Source organism: Rhizobium sophoriradicis (genome assembly GCF_025200795.1).
Lineage (GTDB): Bacteria > Pseudomonadota > Alphaproteobacteria > Rhizobiales > Rhizobiaceae > Rhizobium > Rhizobium sophoriradicis.
The window spans coordinates 104,845-126,160 of record NZ_CP104154.1 but is presented as its reverse complement, the minus strand read 5'-3'; the positions used below and the strand labels follow the sequence as shown (position 1 = coordinate 126,160).

General features: G+C 62.0%; 19 protein-coding genes. 8 read left to right on the top strand and 11 right to left on the bottom strand.

Annotated elements, in window-relative coordinates; all coding sequences use genetic code 11:
• Positions 1–65: 65 nt before the first annotated feature.
• Positions 66–992, top strand: coding sequence for a carbohydrate ABC transporter permease (locus tag N2597_RS26145; protein WP_040112046.1), 927 nt, complete (start codon positions 66–68; stop codon positions 990–992).
• Positions 993–1,004: 12 nt separating this feature from the next.
• Positions 1,005–1,904 (top strand): carbohydrate ABC transporter permease, encoded by a 900-nt coding sequence (locus N2597_RS26140; RefSeq protein ID WP_077989855.1) that lies wholly within the window; start codon positions 1,005–1,007, stop codon positions 1,902–1,904.
• Between the two features lie 177 nt (positions 1,905–2,081).
• On the opposite strand, the gene N2597_RS26135 is transcribed toward N2597_RS26140, so the two are convergent.
• The 7 genes from N2597_RS26135 to N2597_RS26105 all read right to left on the bottom strand — a co-directional run bounded on the left by N2597_RS26135 (position 2,082) and on the right by N2597_RS26105 (position 8,354).
• The gene (locus tag N2597_RS26135; protein WP_183601983.1) at positions 2,082–3,128 is read right to left on the bottom strand and encodes a hypothetical protein; all 1,047 of its coding nucleotides are present in this window, start codon (positions 3,126–3,128) and stop codon (positions 2,082–2,084) included.
• Positions 3,125–3,886, bottom strand: a complete 762-nt coding sequence (locus tag N2597_RS26130; RefSeq protein ID WP_183601985.1) for an ATP-binding cassette domain-containing protein — start codon at positions 3,884–3,886, stop codon at positions 3,125–3,127. Before N2597_RS26130 ends, N2597_RS26135 begins: the two co-directional genes overlap by 4 nt.
• Positions 3,887–3,888: 2 nt before the next feature.
• Positions 3,889–4,911, bottom strand: a complete 1,023-nt coding sequence (locus N2597_RS26125) for an ABC transporter permease (protein WP_183601987.1) — start codon at positions 4,909–4,911, stop codon at positions 3,889–3,891.
• A gap of 69 nt (positions 4,912–4,980) precedes the next feature.
• Positions 4,981–5,922 (bottom strand): substrate-binding domain-containing protein, encoded by a 942-nt coding sequence (locus N2597_RS26120; RefSeq protein WP_077989851.1) that lies wholly within the window; start codon positions 5,920–5,922, stop codon positions 4,981–4,983.
• A gap of 94 nt (positions 5,923–6,016) precedes the next feature.
• Positions 6,017–6,853: a 3-methyl-2-oxobutanoate hydroxymethyltransferase gene (locus N2597_RS26115; RefSeq protein ID WP_096762461.1), complete on the bottom strand. Its 837-nt coding sequence runs from the start codon at positions 6,851–6,853 to the stop codon at positions 6,017–6,019.
• Entirely contained in the window at positions 6,850–7,161 is a 312-nt protein-coding gene (locus N2597_RS26110; RefSeq protein WP_077989890.1) for a MocE family 2Fe-2S type ferredoxin, read from the bottom strand. The genes N2597_RS26115 and N2597_RS26110 overlap by 4 nt, the downstream gene beginning before the upstream one ends.
• Before the next feature lie 47 nt (positions 7,162–7,208).
• Positions 7,209–8,354 carry a fatty acid desaturase family protein gene (locus N2597_RS26105; RefSeq protein ID WP_183601989.1) on the bottom strand — a complete coding sequence of 382 codons (1,146 nt, stop codon included), beginning with the start codon at positions 8,352–8,354 and terminating at the stop codon, positions 7,209–7,211.
• 441 nt (positions 8,355–8,795) lie between these two features.
• Here N2597_RS26105 and N2597_RS26100 point away from each other — a divergent pair, with 441 nt between their 5' ends.
• From N2597_RS26100 to N2597_RS26075, 6 genes are all read left to right on the top strand, one after another.
• On the top strand, positions 8,796–9,821 hold the full coding sequence (locus N2597_RS26100; RefSeq protein ID WP_086156596.1) for a LacI family DNA-binding transcriptional regulator: 1,026 nt from the start codon (positions 8,796–8,798) through the stop codon (positions 9,819–9,821).
• A gap of 120 nt (positions 9,822–9,941) precedes the next feature.
• A complete protein-coding gene (locus N2597_RS26095) occupies positions 9,942–11,312 on the top strand; it encodes an SWIM zinc finger family protein (protein ID WP_225881349.1) in 1,371 nt (456 codons plus the stop codon).
• On the top strand, positions 11,309–12,721 hold the full coding sequence (locus tag N2597_RS26090) for a DUF5691 domain-containing protein (protein ID WP_183601993.1): 1,413 nt from the start codon (positions 11,309–11,311) through the stop codon (positions 12,719–12,721). The genes N2597_RS26095 and N2597_RS26090 overlap by 4 nt, the downstream gene beginning before the upstream one ends.
• Positions 12,714–13,796: an ATP-binding protein gene (locus N2597_RS26085; protein ID WP_183601995.1), complete on the top strand. Its 1,083-nt coding sequence runs from the start codon at positions 12,714–12,716 to the stop codon at positions 13,794–13,796. The genes N2597_RS26090 and N2597_RS26085 overlap by 8 nt, the downstream gene beginning before the upstream one ends.
• Before the next feature lie 3 nt (positions 13,797–13,799).
• The gene (locus tag N2597_RS26080; RefSeq protein ID WP_183601997.1) at positions 13,800–16,118 is read left to right on the top strand and encodes a DUF5682 family protein; all 2,319 of its coding nucleotides are present in this window, start codon (positions 13,800–13,802) and stop codon (positions 16,116–16,118) included.
• Entirely contained in the window at positions 16,115–17,263 is a 1,149-nt protein-coding gene (locus tag N2597_RS26075; RefSeq protein WP_183601999.1) for a VWA domain-containing protein, read from the top strand. The genes N2597_RS26080 and N2597_RS26075 overlap by 4 nt, the downstream gene beginning before the upstream one ends.
• Positions 17,264–17,279: 16 nt before the next feature.
• Here the strand turns inward: N2597_RS26075 and N2597_RS26070 are convergent, their stop codons facing one another.
• The 4 genes from N2597_RS26070 to N2597_RS26055 all read right to left on the bottom strand — a co-directional run bounded on the left by N2597_RS26070 (position 17,280) and on the right by N2597_RS26055 (position 21,296).
• The gene (locus tag N2597_RS26070) at positions 17,280–17,585 is read right to left on the bottom strand and encodes a branched-chain amino acid transport AzlD family protein (protein WP_077989843.1); all 306 of its coding nucleotides are present in this window, start codon (positions 17,583–17,585) and stop codon (positions 17,280–17,282) included.
• Positions 17,582–18,316, bottom strand: coding sequence for an AzlC family ABC transporter permease (locus N2597_RS26065; protein ID WP_077989842.1), 735 nt, complete (start codon positions 18,314–18,316; stop codon positions 17,582–17,584). The genes N2597_RS26070 and N2597_RS26065 overlap by 4 nt, the downstream gene beginning before the upstream one ends.
• 36 nt (positions 18,317–18,352) lie before the next feature.
• Complete coding sequence (locus tag N2597_RS26060) at positions 18,353–19,210, bottom strand: AraC family transcriptional regulator (RefSeq protein WP_086156599.1); 858 nt, start codon at positions 19,208–19,210, stop codon at positions 18,353–18,355.
• A gap of 139 nt (positions 19,211–19,349) precedes the next feature.
• Positions 19,350–21,296 (bottom strand): putative bifunctional diguanylate cyclase/phosphodiesterase, encoded by a 1,947-nt coding sequence (locus N2597_RS26055; protein WP_183602000.1) that lies wholly within the window; start codon positions 21,294–21,296, stop codon positions 19,350–19,352.
• Between the last annotated feature and the right edge of the window lie 20 nt (positions 21,297–21,316).

Below are 21,316 nucleotides of genomic sequence, written 5' to 3'. Positions count from 1 at the left end.
TGCGGCATGCCTGATACCGGCATGCCGCATGTCCTCAAGGACTGAATGCAATCTGGAGACCAGCAATGTCGACCTTGAAATCCGGGGATACGCGCGGCCCCTCGCTCATGCAGAACAACAATGTGCTCGGCTTCCTGTTCATGCTGCCGGCCGCCGTGTTTCTGGTCTGCTTCCTCACCTATCCCCTGGGGCTCGGCGTCTGGCTTGGCTTTACCGACACGAGGATCGGCCGAGACGGCATCTTCATCGGCTTGGAGAACTATCAGTTCCTGGCCGATGACGCGGTTTTCTGGCTGTCGGTCTTCAACACCATCCTTTACACGCTGGTCGCGTCGGTGCTGAAATTCGCGCTCGGCCTGTGGCTGGCGCTGCTTCTGAACCAGCACCTTCCGTTCAAGTCCTTCTTCCGGGCGATTGTGCTGCTGCCCTGGGTGGTGCCGACCGTGCTTTCGGCGCTCGCCTTCTGGTGGATCTACGATTCCCAGTTCTCAATCGTCTCCTGGTCTCTGATGAAGCTCGGCCTGATCGACGCGCCGATCAACTTCCTCGGCGATCCCACAAATGCACGCATCTCTGTCATCGTCGCCAATGTCTGGCGCGGCATCCCCTTCGTGGCGATCTCGCTGCTCGCCGGCCTGCAGACCATCCCGGCCTCGCTGCAGGAGGCCGCCTCGCTCGATGGCGCGACGAGCTGGCAGCGCTTCCGCTATGTGACGCTGCCGATGCTGACGCCGATCATCGCCGTCGTCATGACCTTCTCGGTGCTCTTCACCTTCACGGATTTCCAGCTGATCTACGTGCTGACCAAGGGCGGGCCGGTCAACGCCACCCATCTGATGGCCACACTCTCCTTCCAGCGCGGCATTCCGGGCGGGCAGCTCGGCGAGGGCGCGGCCATCGCCGTTGCCATGGTGCCCTTCCTGCTCGGAGCCATCATGTTCAGCTTCTTCGGTCTGCAGCGCCGCAAATGGCAGCAGGGCGGCCAGGATTAAGGGGGTATAACGATGTCGACCAATCTCAAAACGGCCGATGAGGTCCTGACCGACAATGCCGAGGGCATGAGCTATCTGAACCGCCTGCCGCGCCGCGTGGTGATGCTCTACCTGCCGATGGCGGTCTTCGTCTTTGTGCTGCTCTTTCCCTTCTATTGGATGGCGATCACCGCCGTGAAGCCGAACGAGCAGCTGACGGATTACAACAATTACAGCCCGTTCTGGGTGGTCGGGCCGACGTTCGACCACATCAAATACCTCTTCCTGGAAACCTCCTATCCGGGCTGGCTGTGGAACACGATGCTGGTGGCTGTCGGATCGACGGCGCTGTCGCTGGTGGCCTCGGTCTTCGGCGCCTATGCGATCGAACGCGTGCGCTTCACCGGCTCGCGGCAGATCGGCCTCGTCATCTTTCTCGCCTATCTCATTCCGCCGTCAATCCTGTTCATCCCGCTCGCCTTCATCGTCTTCAAGCTCGGCATCTACGACTCGCGCCTGGCGCTGATCTTCACATACCCGACCTTCCTCATTCCCTTCTGCACCTGGCTGCTGATGGGCTATTTCCGCTCCATTCCGTTCGAACTGGAGGAAAGCGCGCTGGTCGATGGTGCCAACCGCTGGCAGATCCTGGTCAAAATCATCCTGCCGCTCGCCGTGCCCGGCCTGATCTCCGCCGGCATCTTCGCCTTCACCCTGTCGTGGAACGAATTCATCTATGCACTGACCTTCATCCAGTCCTCGGAGAACAAGACCATTCCGGTCGGGGTACTGACCGAGCTGGTGCGCGGCGACGTGTTCGAATGGGGATCGCTGATGGCCGGCGCGCTGTTCGGCTCGCTGCCTGTCGTCATCCTCTATTCCTTCTTCGTCGACTACTACGTGTCGTCGATGACGGGCGCGGTGAAGGAGTAGCGCCCGGACCGGGCTTATCGGCAACGGGCAAGGCAAGTCATTTTGCCTTGCCATCGAAGCCGCTCTGCACGCAGCACTGACAGTGCAGGGTAGCAGTGCGATTCCGCTCCAACACGCCGATACTCAGTGGCCCGGTTTTCGGCCAGGGCTCTACCCACCGATCTTGCGTCCTTCGCCTCAGTCGAGAAAGTGCGTCCGGAAAGCCAGGCGCCGGAACCCTCCTCGATCGCCGCAAACTTCTATCGCGCGGTCCACCACACGAATATCCTCGACGCGTTCGCCTGAAGGCCACGAGATGGCGCCTATGGCATGCCTCGCTTCAGCTTCCCCGTCCCGGACGAGGGTGAGTGCCCCGGGACCTGAGAGGTCGTTTTCGCTGGAGTGGCTGCGCAAGGCTGCGGCCGCACTCTCTTCGACCCCCAAACAGCCGAAGTGTCGGCTCGACCACGGGGGATAGTCGCGGCCGCCGTTGGAATGCCAGAAAATAGTCATGGGCAAGCGGCGGGCATTCCGGAGGGAAAGAAACAGATCTCCCTCGACCGGCCGCGTCACCGCGGTCCAACCCAAGCTGTGTTCGCGGCCTTCTATGGCGATGACGACATCCTCATGCCGCGGGTTCCACGGGAACCGGCTCAGATCCACCGATCCGTCGATCCCAGGAAAGCGGTCGGGCGCCGTTGACCGCGAGGGGTAGCGCAGGCCGGAACGCCCACGGGCGGAATCGACTTCGGGCGGCGCTGGCGGCGTCTCCCATGCCGATTTGGGGGAGCAACTGATGAGTCCGCCCCGAGGCAGCGACACGTTGGCATGGTTCGAGATGGCAATGCGGCCGCTCCCGCCGGCGAAGACATGGCGCTGATAGACCCAGGCGTGCCCGTCTTCAACCTCGAGTTCCTTGGTGACGGTCGCGCCGCAGACGGTGCGTTGCAGCCTGGCCCGCAGCCGCCCGGCCTCCTGTTCGGTGACGTGCCAGAGTGAATTGGCGGTCCAGCCATGAAGGGGTGATCCCTCTTGGCTGCCTGCGAAGGGTGCGCAGAAGAAATCGCCGCCGAGCACCATCAGATGCGGCGGCGTACCGGGCGGCATTATCTCCTCCGTGCCGACCCAGGGCGCACGGTGCAGCAGAGCGATTTCGTGCCCCTCATCTTCCACGGTAAAGCCGTCGAGGAGACCGGTCCGCGCATCGAAGCCGAAGCGGATTCCCTTGGCACGGATATCGATCATGCCGCGATATGTTCGCCTGTGATGATATTTTCGACCTCCTGGATCGATGAGGTCGCGGGGCTTAGATCATCGGCGACGACGGTGCCGCGTCGCATCACCACCATGCGGTCCACCACCTGGAAGACATGATGGATGTTGTGCGCGATGAAAATGCAGGAGTGCCCGGTGTCGCGTGCCTCGCGCACGAAACGCAACACGCCCTGGGTTTCGGCGACACCGAGATTGTTGGTGGGTTCGTCAAGGACGATGAGGTCGCTGTCGAAATACATGGCGCGTGCGATTGCCACCGCCTGCCGTTCCCCGCCGGACAGCGATCCGATCGGCGTAGTGGGCGGAATGTTCTTCGAAATGCCGACTCGCTTCAGAAGATCGGCGGCAACTGCGTTCATCCGCTCCTGATCCAGCCGGTCGAGGAAGCGGGGGCCTGTTCTGAGCTCCCGTCCGAGAAAGAGATTGCGGGCAATGGAAAGCTGCGGGACCAGGGCAGAGTCCTGGTAGATGGTTTCGATGCCGCTCGCGATCGCGTCGTTGGTGCTGCGCAACCGCACTTCGCGGCCCTTGATGACGATCTGGCCGGACGTGTAGGGAACCGCGCCCGACAGCACCTTGATCAGGGTGGACTTGCCCGCGCCGTTATCGCCGAGAAGGCCGACGATCTCGCCCTTTCTTATGGTGAGGTTGACATCGCGCAAGGCGTGGACGCGACCATAGAATTTCTCAATGTGTCGCATCTCGACGAGGGTTTCGGTACCGCTCATCCTCAGACCCCCGTATTGTGCCGGCGCTCGAGGCCGGCATGGAGCGCCATCATCGCCAGGATGATCGCACCGATGAAAATATTGTAGGCGAGACCGGGCACCCCGATCAGGACGATCCCGTTGCGCATCAGTCGCAGGATCAGGACGCCGAGCAGGGTCCCAAGAATTGTCCCGCGGCCGCCATTCAGCACTGTGCCGCCGATCACCACCATCGCGATGACCTCGAGTTCGTAGCCGGTTCCGGCATTGGGGTTGGCGGCCGAGACGCGGATCGACGAGACGATGCCGGCAAAGGCCGCCATCGCGGCGGACAGCATGAACAGGATGACCTTGACCCTGGCGATCGGCACCCCGCGGTTTCGAGCAGCATTGGGATTGCCGCCGGTCGCCTGGATCCAGTTACCGAACCGGGTGCGGGTCAGGACGTAGTGTAGCGCCAACGCTAGCGCCACGAACCAGATGAGGCTCATGAAAACACGCAGGTCGCCGATATAGAAGTCGCCGACCAGCAATTGCGCCAGCCACTGCTCTTCGGCGTCCCAGGTCCGCTGCGGAAAGCCGGCCGTCAGCCACAGAGCCGTGCCGCGGATGACCAGCAGCGTGCCCAGCGTCACCAGGAATGAAGGGATAGCGAGACGGGTGACGAACAGACCGTTGAAAAGGCCGATCGCCAGAGCGACGGCTATTCCCGTAAGGAACGCCAGCGGTAAGGGAAGCACGTCCGCATTGAACAAAGTCCACATCACCACGGGGGCGAAGCCGAAGACGGAACCGACCGAAAGGTCAAATTCCCCTGCCGTCATCAGAAGGGTCATTGCGAGCGCGATGAGGCCGAGTTCGACGGTGAAAGTGAGGGCATTGCCGACATTGATCAGCGACAGGAAGGCGGGGTTGATCGCCGTGAAAACGACGAGCATCGCGATCAGACGGACGAAAGGCCCGAATTCCGGATAGGCGATAAACGTCCTGACCAGGCTAGGCCTGTCGCGTGGCGGAGTAAGAGCGTCGCTGCTTTGCTCGATCATGGTGGACTCTCGCGTTGGGGCTATAACAGGCATCCGCGGCAAGCTACCGCGGATGCCGGGATGGCATGCTTATTTGCCGCCCATGATCTTAGCGTAGAACGGCGCCTTATCGGCCTCGTAGAGTGCGCCTGTGATGATGTCGAAGTTGATCGGGATGCCGCTCGCTTCAGACATCAGCGCCGAGAGGCACATGTATGAGGTTGCCAACGGATCCTGCCACATTCCGGCATTCACATAACCTTCGCTGACCTCTGTGGTCGTATCCAACGAGTTGCCCCATCCCACCACCGGAATCTCGCCTTTGGCGATGCCGGCCTGATCCCACACGCGTTTGACGGAACCGGTTACGAGATCGCCGAGACCGATGACGGCATTGATCTTCTTACGGTTGGCGGTCACGTAGTCGGTCATCCGGTTGATGGCCTCGGCCTGGTCGTAGGACGCATCCTGGATTTCCCAAGTGATCCCGAGCGGCTTGAACACTTCGTCGGCACCCGCCGATTCCTCTTCGCCGTAGCCTGCACCCGGAACTTCGAGCGGCATCCAGACGAAATCTCCCTTCTTCACCAGCTTATGGTCGACCAGATACTGTGCCCAGGTGCGGCCGACGACCTTGAGATCGACGCCGACATAGGCTCTCCAGGCCGGCGCCGGGTCCTTGGTGTTGAAGTTGATGACCGGGATGTTGGCCCGGTTGGCCTCGTTGACAACATCCACCAAGGTGCCAGGCCCCGGGCTCGTCGTGCAGATGCCGTTCGCGCCGGCGGCGATGGCGGCGCGGATGGCTTCCTGATGGCTCGGTACATCATTCGAATGGAAGGACGTGTTCACCTTCACGCCGGTATCGGCAGCGAATTTCTCGGCACCCTGAAGAAAGTAGGTCCAGACCGGATCGGTCGGGGAGCCGTGCGATATCCAGTAAAAGGTTTTGTTCGCCGCACTCTGCGCCATTGCTGCTGCCGGCATCAGCGCCAATGCGGCCACCGCGCCCAGAAAAGTCCGTCTCAGCATGTCCCGTTTCCTCCCTTTGGTTTGGCCGGTCTATAGCTCCTCCCGGCCGGTGAAAGCTGTTGTATGACGCGTGACGTGGCGGCGGGCGGCCTCCTCATTGCCGATCGACCCCGTCGATGAACTTCTCCAGTTCGCGCGGATCCATGCGGATCAGATGACAATCCTGCGGGAAGGCACCACCGGCGACGTCCGCGGCATATTCGGTGAAAGCTGCGATCCGCTCGCGTTGCAGCCGCGCATATTCGGCATCGAAATCGCGATAGGTTCGGGCGTGGCGCGGGACGTGACCTTCGGTGTAGCCCAGTATATCGTTGGCGAAGAGATACTGCGCGTCGCAGCCAGCCCCGGCACCCATCGACCATAAAAGGATTTCGACCCGTTTGCTGATCTCGGCCGCGACTTCGGCGGGCACCACTTCAATTTCGACCGCGAAGGCACCGGCGCTCTCATAGGCTTTGACCTCCTTGAAGAGCCGCAACGCCGCCTCGGCAGTCTTGCCGACGGCTTTGAAGCCACCGGTCCAGGTGGCGCGGGTAGGAACCAGCCCGACGTGACCAACGACGGGAAAATATTCACGGGAGAGCTTTTCGACCGTCTTCAGCGAGCCCGAACAGTAGACCGCGTCGGCGCCGCGGCTCAGCGCATTGCCGCACCAGCGCAGATAATCGTCCGGGGTACCCATCTCGAGATGGGTCTGCCCGGTCATCGAGAAGACCGTCGGCGCAACCGCGCGGTAGTGCGGATCAAGGACGATCTCGGCCGGCACGGAGGCGATATCGATCCCCGCCGCTTCGGCGGCTGCCGCCTCATCGAGGCTGAAATAGCGCAACATGGTCAACTGACGCCGGCCCTTCCAGGCGCGCAGGTCCGCCACCGTCGGCAAACGGCGTGATGCGGCGCCCCGGCTCTCCTGTCTTCTCAACTCTGTCATTCGACCAGCACCAGGACTTGCCCGCCCTCGCGCCGGACGGAATAGGTTCGCAGGTTCTCGCAGGCAGGCGAGCGCTTGGCCTCACCCGTTCGATAGTCGAATTGGCCATTATGTCTGGGACACTCGATCACATAGTCGAGCACCAATCCGTCTGAGAGCTCCACCTGCTCGTGGGTACAGAGCCCATCGGTGCAAAAGAATTCGTCGTCAGGGCTGCGAAAGATTGCAAAGCTCCGTCCGCCATGGATCCAGCCCAAAACGTCTTCCTTTTCGATGTCGTCTTCGGCGCAGGCAGCGATCCAGGGCATATGGTCCTCGTTTCCATGTTCAATGGGCATCTCTGATGGCCGGGCGATCATGCGAGGGACCTTTCCGGCACAGCCGCATGCAGCTCTTCGCGATAAGGCTTCGCCCCTTGCGGCAAGGCACGCTTGAGATAATAGCCGGGCTCCCGTCTCTGCCGCATGATCGCTTGAAACATCTCGCGATAGCCGGCCCAGATCGAGGTGTTGGCGGGCGGCAGGTCGTGCTTGATCGCCTCGTGCAGCCTTGCCAGCGCATGGTAAGGCACCATCGGGAACATGTGGTGTTCGACGTGATAGCCCATGTTCCAATAGATGAAGCGGCTGACGGGATTCATATAGACGGTGCGCGAATTAAGCCTATGGTCGAGCACGTCCTCCGCGAGCCCGCCGTGCTGGAGGAGCCCGGTCATCACCATATGCCAACAGCCATAGATGCGCGGACCGCCGATCAGAAGAAGCGGGATCGCCGCCTTCCAACCTGCACCGGCGACGAGCATGCCTATGGTGGTCAGTATAGCGGCCGCGTAGATTGCCATATGCACCCGCGCCCAGAACACCGCCTTGGGCCATTCGCTCTCGGGCACGTAGTCCTTCTCGTCCGGCGAGAGGGCGCCGGCCGCATTACGCGCCAGCGTCCTGAGGTTCTGCCAGACCTCGACCACGCCGGTATAGGCGAGCGCTTTCAGCGTCAGCGCGATTGGATGCATCCAGGCGATCTCAGGGTCTCGGCCGACAATGATTGTATCGGTATGGTGGCGGGCGTGGCTCCAGCGCCAGTTCACCGGGTTGCGTGCCACCTGAAACGAGCAGATGTGATAAAGCACGTCATTCATCCAGCGCGTGCGAAAGGCGGTGCTGTGGCCGCATTCGTGCCAGCGTGCATCGCAGGCCGAGCCATACATCACCCCATAGGCAAACCAGAACGGCACCGCCCACCAGCTGCCCCAGAACCAGATGCCGCCAACGGCAAAAGCCACGTGGAGAACTGCCCATAGAATCGTGTCGCGGATCGCCGGCTGATCGCTGCGCTGCATCAACTCCTTCATCAGCTTGCGCGGCACGTCGGTGTGATACCATTCGGCCGCTACCAGACCCGCCTCGACGGCTTGTCTGGCGGAAGCACCGGTCAAACCGTAGTCGCGGGGGAGGGCGGCAGACTGCCCGCATGTTTCGCTATTAGCCGAATTGGCGCTCATGCGATCATCTCCGGTGGCGGGAACAAATGCTGCGCTGAAAGCGACTGACCGGTCCCGCTCAAGCCGTTCACCTGTATTGCCGCCGGCACCTCGGACCGCTCCGGACACATCACCCGTTCGCCCCTACATCCATATTCATCACGCAGGGCCGCTGCGAGATCTGCCGATCCTCGGCCTGCCACCGGTGATGTTGTAATGACCCTGCTGATGCCAAACTGGGCTGCCGATAGAAGCTTCGCAACTCGATATCACATCAAATCACATCAGTTGCCTCCTCCCATATTGATTGGGTTTCAGCGGAACTCTTGGTAATTATTGTATTTTAGACGCTCACTTCATTTCGCGGTTCTTACTTATGTTGCAGGTGGGGTATGATGTAATTAGCCTCATCTTTTGATGTGACAAAACGGCATTTCCCTCAACTGTGCAAAGGGAAGGACCATGAAGAAAACGACCATTTCCGATGTCGCCCGGAAGGCTGGCCTCTCGACTGCAACGGTCGATCGAGCATTGAACGACCGTGGTGGTGTCAGCGCCGCCAATCGCCAGAGGGTGTTTCGCGCCGCGAAGGAACTGGGCTATCTGCCGACCGAGGGAATGCTTGCCTTGCCCTCGCGCCCCGCACATCTGGAGTTCTTCATCCCCTTTGCGCACAACTCATTCATGCAGGACGTCGCCAGGAAGATCACCACCTTCGCGTCATCCCTGCCGCTCGTGGCGTCGTGCAATGTCACGGCACTCGACGGCATCGACCCTGACGCGCTCGTAGCGGCGCTGGAAGGTCTTCCGCTCCGGACCAACGGCGTCGGGGTGATTGCCGTCGATCACCCGAAGACACGGCATGCGATCCGGCGCCTGTGCGAATCCGGGGTCCGCGTCGTGACCATCGTGACGGATGTTCTCTCGACCCCACGCTCTGCCTTCGTCGGCGTCGACAATCTGGTGGCGGGGCGAACCGCGGCGCTGATCATGGGCCTCACGTCGCGTGAGAAGAAGGGATCGATAGGACTGTTCCTCGGCTCGCGAACGCTCCACGGACACCAGCAGCGGGAATATGGATTCCGGACATTGCTGGAGGAGCAATTCAAGCATCTGACGATCCTTCCTGCCATCGAAACCCGTGACGAGAACAAGCTGTCCCAGCCGGCGATGGAACGGATGCTGCGCGACACCGACGATCTCGTCGGCGTCTATTGCGTCGGCGCGGGCAGGGCCGGCATCGCCGAAGTTCTGCAAGCAGCGAAAGGAAACAAGCGTCCCTTCGTCATCATGCATGACCTCACTGACGCGACGCGGGCATGGCTGGCAGAAGATCTGATCGACGTCGTGATCGACCAGAATGCGCGCCTGATCGGCGAGCAGGTTGTCATAAGGCTCCTCGGCTCGATCGCGGCAAGCACGCCGACCTTGTCTTTGAAGAACATCGAGCCACGGATCATCTTTCGCGAGAATATCCCACTCGTTTGAAGCAGAGTGATTCCATGGCGGGTTGTTGCGCCGGGCAGGCGTTGCACTTTCTGCTGTGCCATGCCAGAAAACACGCGACAGTGGAATGTGGCCGCGTCGGGGGGTCCATTGAGTTTGAGTTTGGCAAAAATAGAAGAGCTTGCCCCGGATCAAGGCTCGCTCGCCGCGGCCAAGAAGCTTCTCAAACCCTCGAGCTGGCCGACGCTCGCCCAGGACGGATCGGGCCTCATCTGGGGCGAATGCCAAGGCTCCGGCGCCACGCCCTACAGAATTTCCGTCACCGAAGCCGATGCCGGCTACAAATGCAGTTGCCCCAGCCGGAAGTTTCCCTGCAAGCATTCGCTCGCCTTGATGTGGATGCGCGCTGACGGCAAGGTCGATTTTGCGACCGGAACGGCGCCGGACTGGGTGAACGACTGGCTGTCGCGCCGACGCGGACCTTATGCGGGCGCTTCAACAGCCGGGGCCGATAAACCCAAAGCGTCGATCGCGGCGACCGAGGAAATCGAGGCGGTGGTTGATCCGAAGGCCGAGGCCCGCGCCGCGGCGGCTCGGGAACGCAACCGGCTTGAGCGCGAGACGTCCATCGCCAACGGTCTCGACGAACTCAATACCTGGATCGCCGACCAGATGGATGCTGGTTTCGCCGCCTTTCCGGCCAAGGCAACCGCCACCTGCCGGGTGATGGCCCAGCGTCTGTTCGACGCCAAGGCTTCCGGCCTGGCGCTCCGGGTCGATACCATTCCGGCGCGGCTTTTCGCCCGCGCCGAGACCGCCCGCCCGATTGCCGCCATTCAGGAGCTCGGCACGCTGCATCTCCTGGCCGAGGCCTATCGCCGCCAGGATGGCCTGTCCGAGCCTCTGCGCCAGGATATCAGGCAGATGATCGGCTGGAACCTCACGCGTGAAGCGCTGCTCGAGGATGAACGGGCGCTGCGCGTCTCCGGCGCCTGGCGAGTTTGGGCGACCCGCAGCGAGGTGCAGCCGGATAAGCTCCGCCGGATCGAGACCTGGCTTCACGGTAGCGACAGGCATGCGGTGCTCATCGAATACGTCCCGGTTTCGACGGGCGCCTCCTCAAGCGGATACAGCGTTGGCGACGCTTTCGAAGCGGAGTTGATCTTTTATCCGTCGAGCGTGCCGTTGCGCGCGCTGATCGCCAGCCAGGCAACCGGCAGCGCCATGTCCGACGCTCCGCTGGCGCTTCCGCCGCACGATCTCGCCGACGCCTATGGCCTTTACGAGGAGGCCTTGATCGAAAAACCCTGGCTCAACGACTATCCTGTCATGTTTCGCGGGGCGCGGCTCAGGCGCTCGGGCGAAAACATCTATCTCAGCGGACATGGGATCAGTCTTCCCCTTGCGAAATCGCAATCGGCGGCAAGCTGGCCGCTCCTGCAACTCGAGGCGATCGACGGCGCCGGGCTTTGGGATGGCTCCGAGCTGACGCTCTGCTGGTCGGAAACGGCGCTTGGGCGGTGGACTGCATGAACTTGACCAGCCTGAAGAACGAGCTCCTGCCGAAGCTTCTGTCCGGCGCGCGGGGCGGTTTGCCGCTCGATAGCATCGGCGCGACCGATCCGCTGCGGACGCTGGCGCTTGCCGGCCAGGCATTGCGGTTCGACCGTCCGCCGCAGCCGGGACAGTTCCAAACCGAGGCGGCTATCGCCGATCATGCGGCGATCCTGCCGGACGCGGCAAGGAAGCTCCTGCTTCGGCTGCTTTCCGGCAAGAACCAGGCGTCTGCTCAACTGTCCGCGGCAATCGTCCAGAAGCTTTCCGAAAAGAAGCTCCGGCTGCATCCGTTCGACCTGCCCAGGCTCGAACCGTTCGTGAAGGCCCACGCCGAAAATCTCGGAGCGGAAGCGCTCGCCTTTTCCGAGCGTGAAACGCCGGTCGCGCAGAAGCAGAACTACTTCGCGCCGGACAGCCTGAGTGACGATACCTGGATGCTTGCGACGCCAGCCGTGAAAGCTGGCTACATCAACGGCCGCAGAGCTTCCGATCCGGATGCCGCGCGGGCGATGGTCGAGGCAGCCTGGACGTCGGAGAATGCCGATAGCCGCGTGCGCCTTCTCGCCGCGTTCTGGAAAAATCTGTCGGAAGCAGATGCGCCGTTTCTGAGGAGCTTGGAGAAGGATCGCGCGCCACGCGTTCGCGAGCTCGCTCAGAGGCTCCTCGTCCGCTTGCCGGGGTTCGAAGGGGACAATCCGGCTTTGCGCGCCGCCCTGGAACGCATCAAGGTTTCCCAGACCGGGCTGATTTTCAAGAAGCCCGCCCTGTCGCTCGACGTGCCCGCCACCGTGCGAGATTTTACGAAGATGAGCTGGCTCAACGAGACCTTTGGCCCAGTCGGTCTGGAGGTTCTTGCCGACGCCTTGTCGATGACGGTAGATGGTGTGGTGGCTGCCGCCGAAAAGCAAGGCGACCTCTTGGCGGCACTGCTCTTTATGGCGACGCAGGATAGGCGGCTGGATATCGTCAAGCTGATCACCGAGCGCCATCTCCTCAACGGTTGGGAGGCCTTTTCTCAGCGCGATAGCGAGATGCTGGCGGATTATCCGACAGATATGCGGCAGCTCTGGATCGAACACATCTTTCGGCCGGGCAGGTGGGCGGCCGACACGTCGCCTTGGGCGATGCGGGCGATGGCGCAATGGCTGGGAGGGCAGACGACGGAGAACGTCTTCGGCGATATCCTGCGCTCCAAGCCGTGGCAGGCGTTGCGCGGGGACAGTGGGCGCTTCGAAGCCGATATCGCCGACAGCATGGCCGTCCTGTGCCCGTCATCGATGCGTTCGACGCTGCGCGCCGAGCTTACCGGGCTCGATCCTGCCAAGAGCAGCAATGCCATTGTTTTCCTCAACCTCATGGACAGCCTGGAGACCGCAAATGCCTGAAGCCCAACTTCGCCGTCCTGCAGAACAGGTATACGCTGGCGAGCTGGCCGCCCTTGCGAAGGGCGACGACCGGCCCCGGCCCGCCAACTGGAAGCTCTCTCCGCAGGCGGTCGTCACCTATCTCCTTGGCGGAAAGGCTTCCGATGGAACACCGGTATCGGCCAAATATGTCGGAAACCGGCGATTGATCGAAACGGCCGTCGCCACGCTCGCGACGGACCGAGCACTGCTGCTGCTTGGCCTGCCGGGGACAGCGAAATCGTGGGTTTCCGAACATCTGGCCGCGGCGATATCAGGTTCGTCGCAACGCCTGATCCAGTGCACGGCCGGTACGGACGAAAACCAAATCCGCTATGGCTGGAACTATGCCTTACTGCTCGCCAAGGGGCCATCGCCGGAGGCGCTGGTCAAGACGCCCTTGGTGCGGGCGATGGAGGAGGGAACGCTGCTCCGGCTCGAGGAACTGACCCGCATGGGTTCCGACGTGCAGGACACGCTGATCACGGTTCTTTCGGAAAAGATCCTGCCTGTACCGGAACTCGATTTCGCAATCGATGCCGAACGCGGCTTCAACGTCATCGCCACGGCCAATAATCGCGACAAGGGTGTCAACGAGCTTTCCTCGGCACTGAAGCGGCGTTTCAACGTCGTGGTCCTGCCTTCGCCGAGCACGCTCGAGGAAGAGACCCAGATCGTCGTCAAGCGCGTCGGCGAGATCGGCACCAACCTCAGTCTGCCGCCGATCCAGCCCGCGGACAAGGAACTCGCCCGCGTCGTTACCCTGTTCCGTGAAATTCGCGACGGCAAGACCCTGAACGGCAAGACGAAACTGAAGACCTCGACCGGTACGCTGTCGACCGCCGAGGCGATCTCCGTCGGCGTTTCGGCCTGGGCGGAAGCCGCTCATTTCGGCGATGGCCGCATCGATGCCAATGCGCTTGCCACCAATATTGTCGGCGCCGTCATCAAGGATCCGGTGCAGGATGGCGTCGCCTTGTCGGAATATCTCGAAACCGTGGTGCGCACCCGCGACGGCTGGCGCGATCTTTACGAGGCCATCCGCGAGGTGATCTGAACCATGAAGCGGAAGGCGCATCTCTTTGGCATCCGCCATCACGGGCCGGGTTCGGCGGCGCTTCTGAAGGGCGCGCTTGACGCGCTCGATCCGGCCTGCGTGCTGATCGAAGGCTCGACGGAAGGCGATGTGCTGATCCAGCATGCGGCGCTGCCCGGCATGAGGCCGCCATTGGCCATGCTGTTTTACGCGGCCGATGAGGCCGCCAATGCCGTCTTCGCGCCTTTTGCGGAATTCTCTCCGGAATGGGTGGCCATGCAATGGGCGCTTATGCACGGCCGTCCTGTTCGTTTCATCGACTGGCCGGCCGCCGTGTCTCTGGCACTCACCAAAGAGGCCCGGGAGGCACGTCTTGCCGTCCTCGAACCGAATGCGGCGGAGATCGGAGAGGATAGCGTCGGCGAAGATTTGGAAGACGCTCCGGACGCGCCTGCGGTCCGCCTCGACCCTCTCGATCTGCTTGCCGAGGCCGCAGGATATGGTGATGGCGAGAGCTTCTGGAACGGATTGATCGAACAGCACGGCAGCGGCCAGTCGCCGCTTGAAATTTTCGCCGCCATCGAAGCGGCAATGGCGGAAGCACGTCAACATCAAGCGGATGCCGGCGGCATGAGCAATGCCGAATGGCTGCGTGAAAAGCGCCGTGAGGCCTTCATGCGCGGGCATATCCGGGATGCGCTGAAGCAGCATGACGGCGAGGTCGCGGTCGTGGTCGGCGCTTGGCATGTGGGTGGGCTGCGCGCCGAGACGACGGTCGCCGAGGACCGCGCGGTCGTCAAGGATCTGCCGAAGGTGAAGGTGGAAGCGACCTGGGCGCCCTGGAGCGACGGGCGGTTGAGTTATGCCTCCGGCTATGGCGCAGGCGTCATTTCGCCCGGCTGGTATCGGCATCTTTGGGGCCTCTATTCCAACGATCGTCATGACGGGCCGGAAGCTTTTGCCGCGGTCTGGCAGGCGCGGACGGCAGCTCTTTTGCGGCAGGAAGGTTTTGACGCTTCGACAGCCTCTGCCATCGAGGCGGCCCGCCTTGCGCTTGGGCTCGCCAGCATGCGGGGGCTGAGCCTGCCCGGACTGGCCGAAATGCGGGATGCCTCGCTTTCCAGCCTATGCCATGGCGACGAGATCCCGCTCGCCATGATCGAACGCAAGCTCTATATCGGCAGCCGGATCGGCGAGATCGACGAAGCGGTGCCGCAAATGCCGCTCGCCAAGGACTTCGAGCTGTGGTGCCGCAAGACACGGCTGAAGCCGGAAGAGACGGCAAACGAGATCAAGCTCGATCTGCGCAGCGAGGCTGGGCTGCTCAAATCGACCTTCCTGCACCGGCTAAACCTGATCGGCATCCATTGGGGCCGGTTGATCGACGCGGAGGCCGGACGCGGAACCTACCGCGAAATCTGGACGCTCACTTGGTCGCCGGACATGTCCGTCGGCCTGGCCGAGGCGCTTGTCTGGGGGTTGACGATCGAACAGGCCGCAGCGGTGGCGACGATCGATCGAGGCCGAAACGTGAATGGAATCGCGGCGCTTTCGGAGCTCGTGCGCGGCGCGCTGGTTGCCGATCTCCCCGAAGCCGCCAGCGCCTGCATCGATCTTCTGCAGGCCGCCGCCGTGCAGAACAACGACATTACCGATCTGATGAACGCCGTCGCGCCGCTCGTGCGCATTGTGCGCTACGGAACCGCCCGCAAGCTGCCGGAGCCGGAGCTTCGTGCGCTGATCACCGCGCTCAGCGTCGAAGTGAATGCCGGGGTCCGGATCGCCTCTCGCCAGCTGGACGACGAGGCCGCATCTCAGCGCATCATCGCCATGCGCGCCTATGACGAAGCTCTTGGCCTGTTTGGCGATCCCGCGCTGCTTGCGGAATGGCGGCGCCAGCTCGCCCTCCTGGTCGACGACGAGCAGGCGGCGGCGCCCGTCGTGGGCTTCAGTCTCCGCCGTCTGCATGACCTTAGCCTTTGGGACGAGCCGCGGATCTCGGCTGCCTTCTCGCGGCAGATCGTGGGCGAGAGCCCCGCACGGGCCGGCGCCTTCATCGAAGCCTTCATTTCGGGATCTGCGGAGGTGCTGATCCAGGATCAGAGGCTGCTCTTCCTCATCGACGAATGGCTTTGCGGGCTGGACGAGGAGGTTTTCGTCGAGAGCCTGCCGCTCTTCCGGCGTGCGCTGACCGGTTTCGATGCGGTCGGCCGCAAGCGGATCATGGAACGCATCGCCGGTGGAAAAACGGAACGATCGGCCGCGCCTGATCTGATCGAGGACAACCCTGCCTTCGAACGGGCGCTGCCTTTGCTGAAGACAATCCTGGGAATCGACGCATGACTTCTGAACGTATCCGACGCTGGAGGCTGGCACTTGGCGACGATGACATGGAGGGTCTCGGAGAGCGGGATCAGCGCCTGAGCCGGGCGCTGTCGGTCCTCTACGAATCCGAAGGGCGCAAGGGGCGCGGTGGCCTTGGCGCGTCCTCGCCGAAAGTCTCGCGCTGGCTCGGCGACATCCGCGAATTCTTTCCTTCCCCTGTCGTCCAGGTCATCCAGAAGGACGCGTTCGAGCGCCTCAATCTGAAGGCGCTGATGCTGGAGCCGGAGTTTCTCGAGACGCTGGAAGCGGACGTGCATCTCGTTGCCGATCTGATCTCGCTGCGCGGTGCAATGCCGGCCAAAACCATGGAGACCGCCCGTGCGGTGGTCAACAAGGTCGTCGAGGATCTGATGAAGCGATTGCAGTCCAAAATGGTGGAGAAGGTGACGGGCGCCCTGAACCGTTCGCAGCGCACCCGCCGGCCTCGTCACGCCGATATCGACTGGCCGAGGACGATCCGCGCCAATCTTCGCCACTACCAGGAGGATTTCCACACGATCGTGCCGGAGACCTTAGTGGGGTTCGCGCGCAAAACCCGCACGCAGGCCGATCTCGATCATGTCATGCTCTGTGTCGACCAGTCGGGTTCGATGGCATCTTCGGTCGTTTACGCATCGATCTTTGCCGCCGTCATGGCCTCGCTTCCGGTCCTGTCGACGAAGCTCGTCTGTTTCGACACAGCGATCGTCGACCTGACGGAAGATCTGGCCGATCCGGTCAAGGTTTTGTTCGGCGTGCAACTCGGCGGCGGCACGGATATCAATGCGGCGCTTGCCTATTGCGAGACCAAGATCGACCGACCGAACAAGACCCATCTCGTTCTCATCACCGACCTTTACGAAGGCGGGGATGCCGGCTCCATGCTGGCGCGTGTCGCCGCGCTCAAGCAATCCGGCGTCAACGTCATCGTTCTGCTGGCGCTCTCCGACGACGGCAGGCCGGGGTACGACGCCCGCCACGCCGGCGCGATCGCCGCCATGGATTGCCCGGTCTTCGCCTGCACGCCGGATCAATTTCCTGACTTGATGGCCGTTGCCCTGACGAAGCAGGATATCGGACAATGGGCAAGCGCAAATGGAATCGGACTTGTGCGCGGTACCTAGTCCCCTTCAAAGCCGTTCAGTTCAGGCCGATCGCCCTGAGCAACGCTACGCAGACGACGCCGGCCGCGACGGAGACCAGCATCGGCAAGCGAAGGGCCGCGAGCGCGGTAACGGCACAGGCGGCGCTCTCCGCGATCCCTGTCGCAAAAGCGGTCGGCGCCACCACGGCCATGAGCACTGCGGGTGGAATGGATTCGATCGCTTTGCGCCTGCTGCCGTCCAGCGACACATACCGCAGCAGAAAGAGCCCGCTGACACGCGTCAGGATCGTCGCAGCCGCCATGGCCAGAATGGCGAACAAGGTCTGCAGGTCGAGCGTCATGGCGTCACCTCCAGGCGGCGCATACCGCTGAAGGTCGCGGCCGCGACACCGGCAAGAGCACCGGCCGCGACATACCAGACGCCGGGTACGAAGTGATGGGTAAGCACGGCCGCCGCCGCACTCGCAAGCAGAACGGCGCCGGTCTCGCGTCCCTTCCAGAAACCCATGACGAGCACGATGAAGACGGCCGGAAAGGCAAAGTCCAATCCGAGCGTTGCGGGATCGCCGAGGAACGTCCCGAGTGTGGCGCCCGCCAGCCCGGAAAGAACCCATGCCAGGTAGAAGGGCGCTGCCAGCCCAGCAAACCATGCCGGTTTCAGCCTCGCCACCCCGGCGCGGAATTCCGCCATCGCCCAGATTTCATCGGCCAGAAAAAGTATCGAGAGATAACGGGCGCGCGGTGAAAACGACTGCATCTTTGTGACGATCGATGCTCCCATCAGCACATGGCGGATGTTGACGAGAAGGGCTGCCAAGCCGAGGCTTGTCCAGGAGGCGGGATGTGTCCAGATATCCATCGCCACGAATTGCGAGCCGCCGGCAAAAACCAGCGCGCTCATCAGGCCGACTTCAAGAGCCGAGAGCCCCTTCGTCGCGGCGACGGCGCCGAACACCAGCCCAATGGGGATGACGGCGGCAACGAGTGGCGCGATCGCCCGCATTCCGCCTGAAAATTCGGCCCAGATTTTATTTTTGCGCACGTTCGAACCTCCGCTTGATGCCGAGGTCATAGAACCGTGGCGAAGCGACGTCTTGAACGAAAGTGATTATCGCGCCCGGTACTGGCCAGGGGTTAATCCCGTGCGCGCCTTGAAGTGCCTGGTGAAATGGGCCTGGTCGGCAAAACCGCATTCCAGCGCGACCTCTGCCGGCAGGTCACCCGCCCGTAGCCGGCGGCGCGCGCTCCTGATGCGGACATCGGTCAGGAAGGCGTGCGGCGTGATATGGAATTCCTTGCGGAAGGCGCGGATCAGATGCGCGCGGCTGAGGCCGGCGACGGCGGCGAGTTCTTCCAGCCCCAGATCGGTCGCATAGTGTTCCGTCAGATAATCCCGCGCGCGCCGAACCGCTGAACGCTCCGAGGTGTCGGTCGGCACGATGATCGAGCTTCCATGTTGGCGAAACATTGCGTCGAGCACCAGGAACATGCTCTGGCTGGTCTCCAGTGCCCCGACTCCGGCCTCCAAGGTCCGGTGGGCACCAAGAAACGCCGCGGCCAGTTTGGGATCATGAAGGATCTGCTTGCCGAAGGCCGGCGTGCCGTGAAAGACGCGCCCGGTGACATCCTCGAGGATTTCGCGAAAGAGCGACAGGTCGGGATAGATCATGCGATAGCGATAGCCGCCATCGGTCGGCGCCCCGTCATGCGTCTCGCCTGGATTGATCAAATAGAGATCGCCGGGGCCGGAGGCTTCGCGAGCACCGCAGATCGTGGCGATCTGGCTGCCGCTCTCGATGGCGCCGATGCTGAACGTATCATGGGCGTGCGGTGCGAACTCATGCGTCAGGAAGGTTGCGCTCAGGCATTCCATGCCGCCGAAGCGCGGATCGCGCCAAAAGCGCGTCGTCTCTGCTCCCGCGAGTGGCATGGCTTCGGTCGCCTGTTCCTGGGAAATATTCTGCATCGGGCGGATATAACAGTTTTACCGCGACGCTTCTTGAACAAAAGTGATCAGCGAAACCGGCCCTTTTGCCTTCGGAGCTTCGGCAACACATTCCCAGCCGGTCGCCAAAAGATATCGGTTTCTGGAACCGTTGCTCGAGTTATGCCGCGTTCAGACGTTCGGCGCTCACCGGCATGCCCATATGAAAGCCTTGGACGCGATCGATGCGAAGATCCTTCAGCAGGGACAATTGTGCAGCAGTTTCGACGCCTTCCACCAGGATCGTATTGCCACGATTGCGGATGAGCGCAACCATGTCCTGAAGCATCGTCAAACCGCGTTGGTTGGAGCAGTCGTGCAGGAAGGTTCGATCGACCTTGACCGTCTGAAACTCGATCGCCCTCAGCCAAGAGAGACCGGCGAAGCCGGAGCCGAAATCGTCAAGCCAAATTTCGACGCCGAGAGCCCGCAGATCTGCAATGCATTTCAGCACCTCCGACTGCATATCCATGTCCAGACCCTCGGTGACTTCCAAGGCCAGCCGCGACCCGGAGACCCCGCACCGAGCAAGAATATCAGCGACGCTCGCGGCGAAGCCGGGGGAGCGCAGTTGTATGGGCGACACGTTGACGCTGACGGTGGCCATCCGATCCGTCATCAGTATGTCACGGCACGCCGCCTCGATCGCCCACTTGCCCAATTCGAGGATAGCGCCGGTTCGTTCTGCAACCGGAATGAATGTCCTCGGCGAAACCGCAGTGCCATCCGGCATCCTGAGGCGCATCAAAGCCTCGACGGCTTTTGCTCTCTCGTTCGTCAGGTCGAAGATCGGTTGGTAGACGAGCGAGACCAGTTTGCGGTCAATGGCGGCTGTCAGCAGCGGGACGAGTTTACCAGCGTTGTCGTCGGGCCGAGGCAACGAGGGATCAAACCTGCGAATGCAATTTCGGCCACTCGCTTTGGCATTGTAGAGAGCGAGATCGGCTTCTCGCACTATTCGTTCAACTTTCTCTCCAACGTCCTCGCTGGTGAAAGCGACGCCAATGCTGACGGTTACGATCGCGCTGTCATCTGGTCGCTCGTCATGAGCGATCGCAAGAAACTCGACTTCCATCCTGATCCTCTCGGCCAGGCTCATCGCGACCGAGGGGGTTTCGGCCGGCATGACCACGATAAACTCCTCGCCGCCGTATCTGCCGATCATGCCGCCGGACGATTCTACAACCGCCTTCAGCAGATTGGCGATCACAGCCAGGCATCGGTCCCCTTCCTGATGCCCGTAGCGATCATTGAAGCGTTTGAAAAAGTCGACATCGATGAGGAACACGACGAAGTCGCGGCCCTCGTCTTTCCAGGCGGCCCAGCATTCGTCGAGACGCCGATCGAGCGCACGCCGGTTGTTTATCCCCGTCAGGTAGTCGGTATTTGAAAGCTCGAGCAGCGACCGTCCGCGCTCGGACGCTTCCCAGTGCTGATAGCGCGCCTCCGCCGCATTCAGCAACACGCTTCGACGCTCGACATTCAATCGCCAATTGATGGAAGAGGTGAATACAAAGCAGGAAATGTAGAACATCCCGAAGGCAATCTTGTAGACTTGGCTGGAAGGGAAATACGTCTCGATCGTGACGAAAAATGCGCAGAGCACGACGCTGGAGGTGATCACCGACAGCCGAAACGAGAAACTGAAAAAGAGGTTGGCGCCCATCATGAAGATGGCGCCGAAAATCATATAGTAAGACATGGCAGCGACGTCACGGGTGCCGATCGCCGGATAAAGCCAGCCCAAATAGCCCGCAAGCAATGCCGCGGCGCACGTGATGTCGAGCCAGACGATTTTCGCTTTTGCCAGTCGCAGGGCTTCGAAAGCCAGCAGCGCCATCACTGCGACGACGACTCGCGCGGCGATCGTCACAGGAGCAACGTCGGGGATAAGCCACTGGTCGGGAAGTGCGAAGGACACATAAACGGCGACGGCGATCCAAAGACCATGCCGTGCGCTTTGCCTTCTGACAGAATCATTTTCGGCTTCCAGAGACTTGCAAGCCTCCGCAAATGAAAAGCTGTCGGTTGATTCATCGCACCGCACAGTCGGGTAAGCCGCGCTCATGTAACGATGCCAGCCCGGCT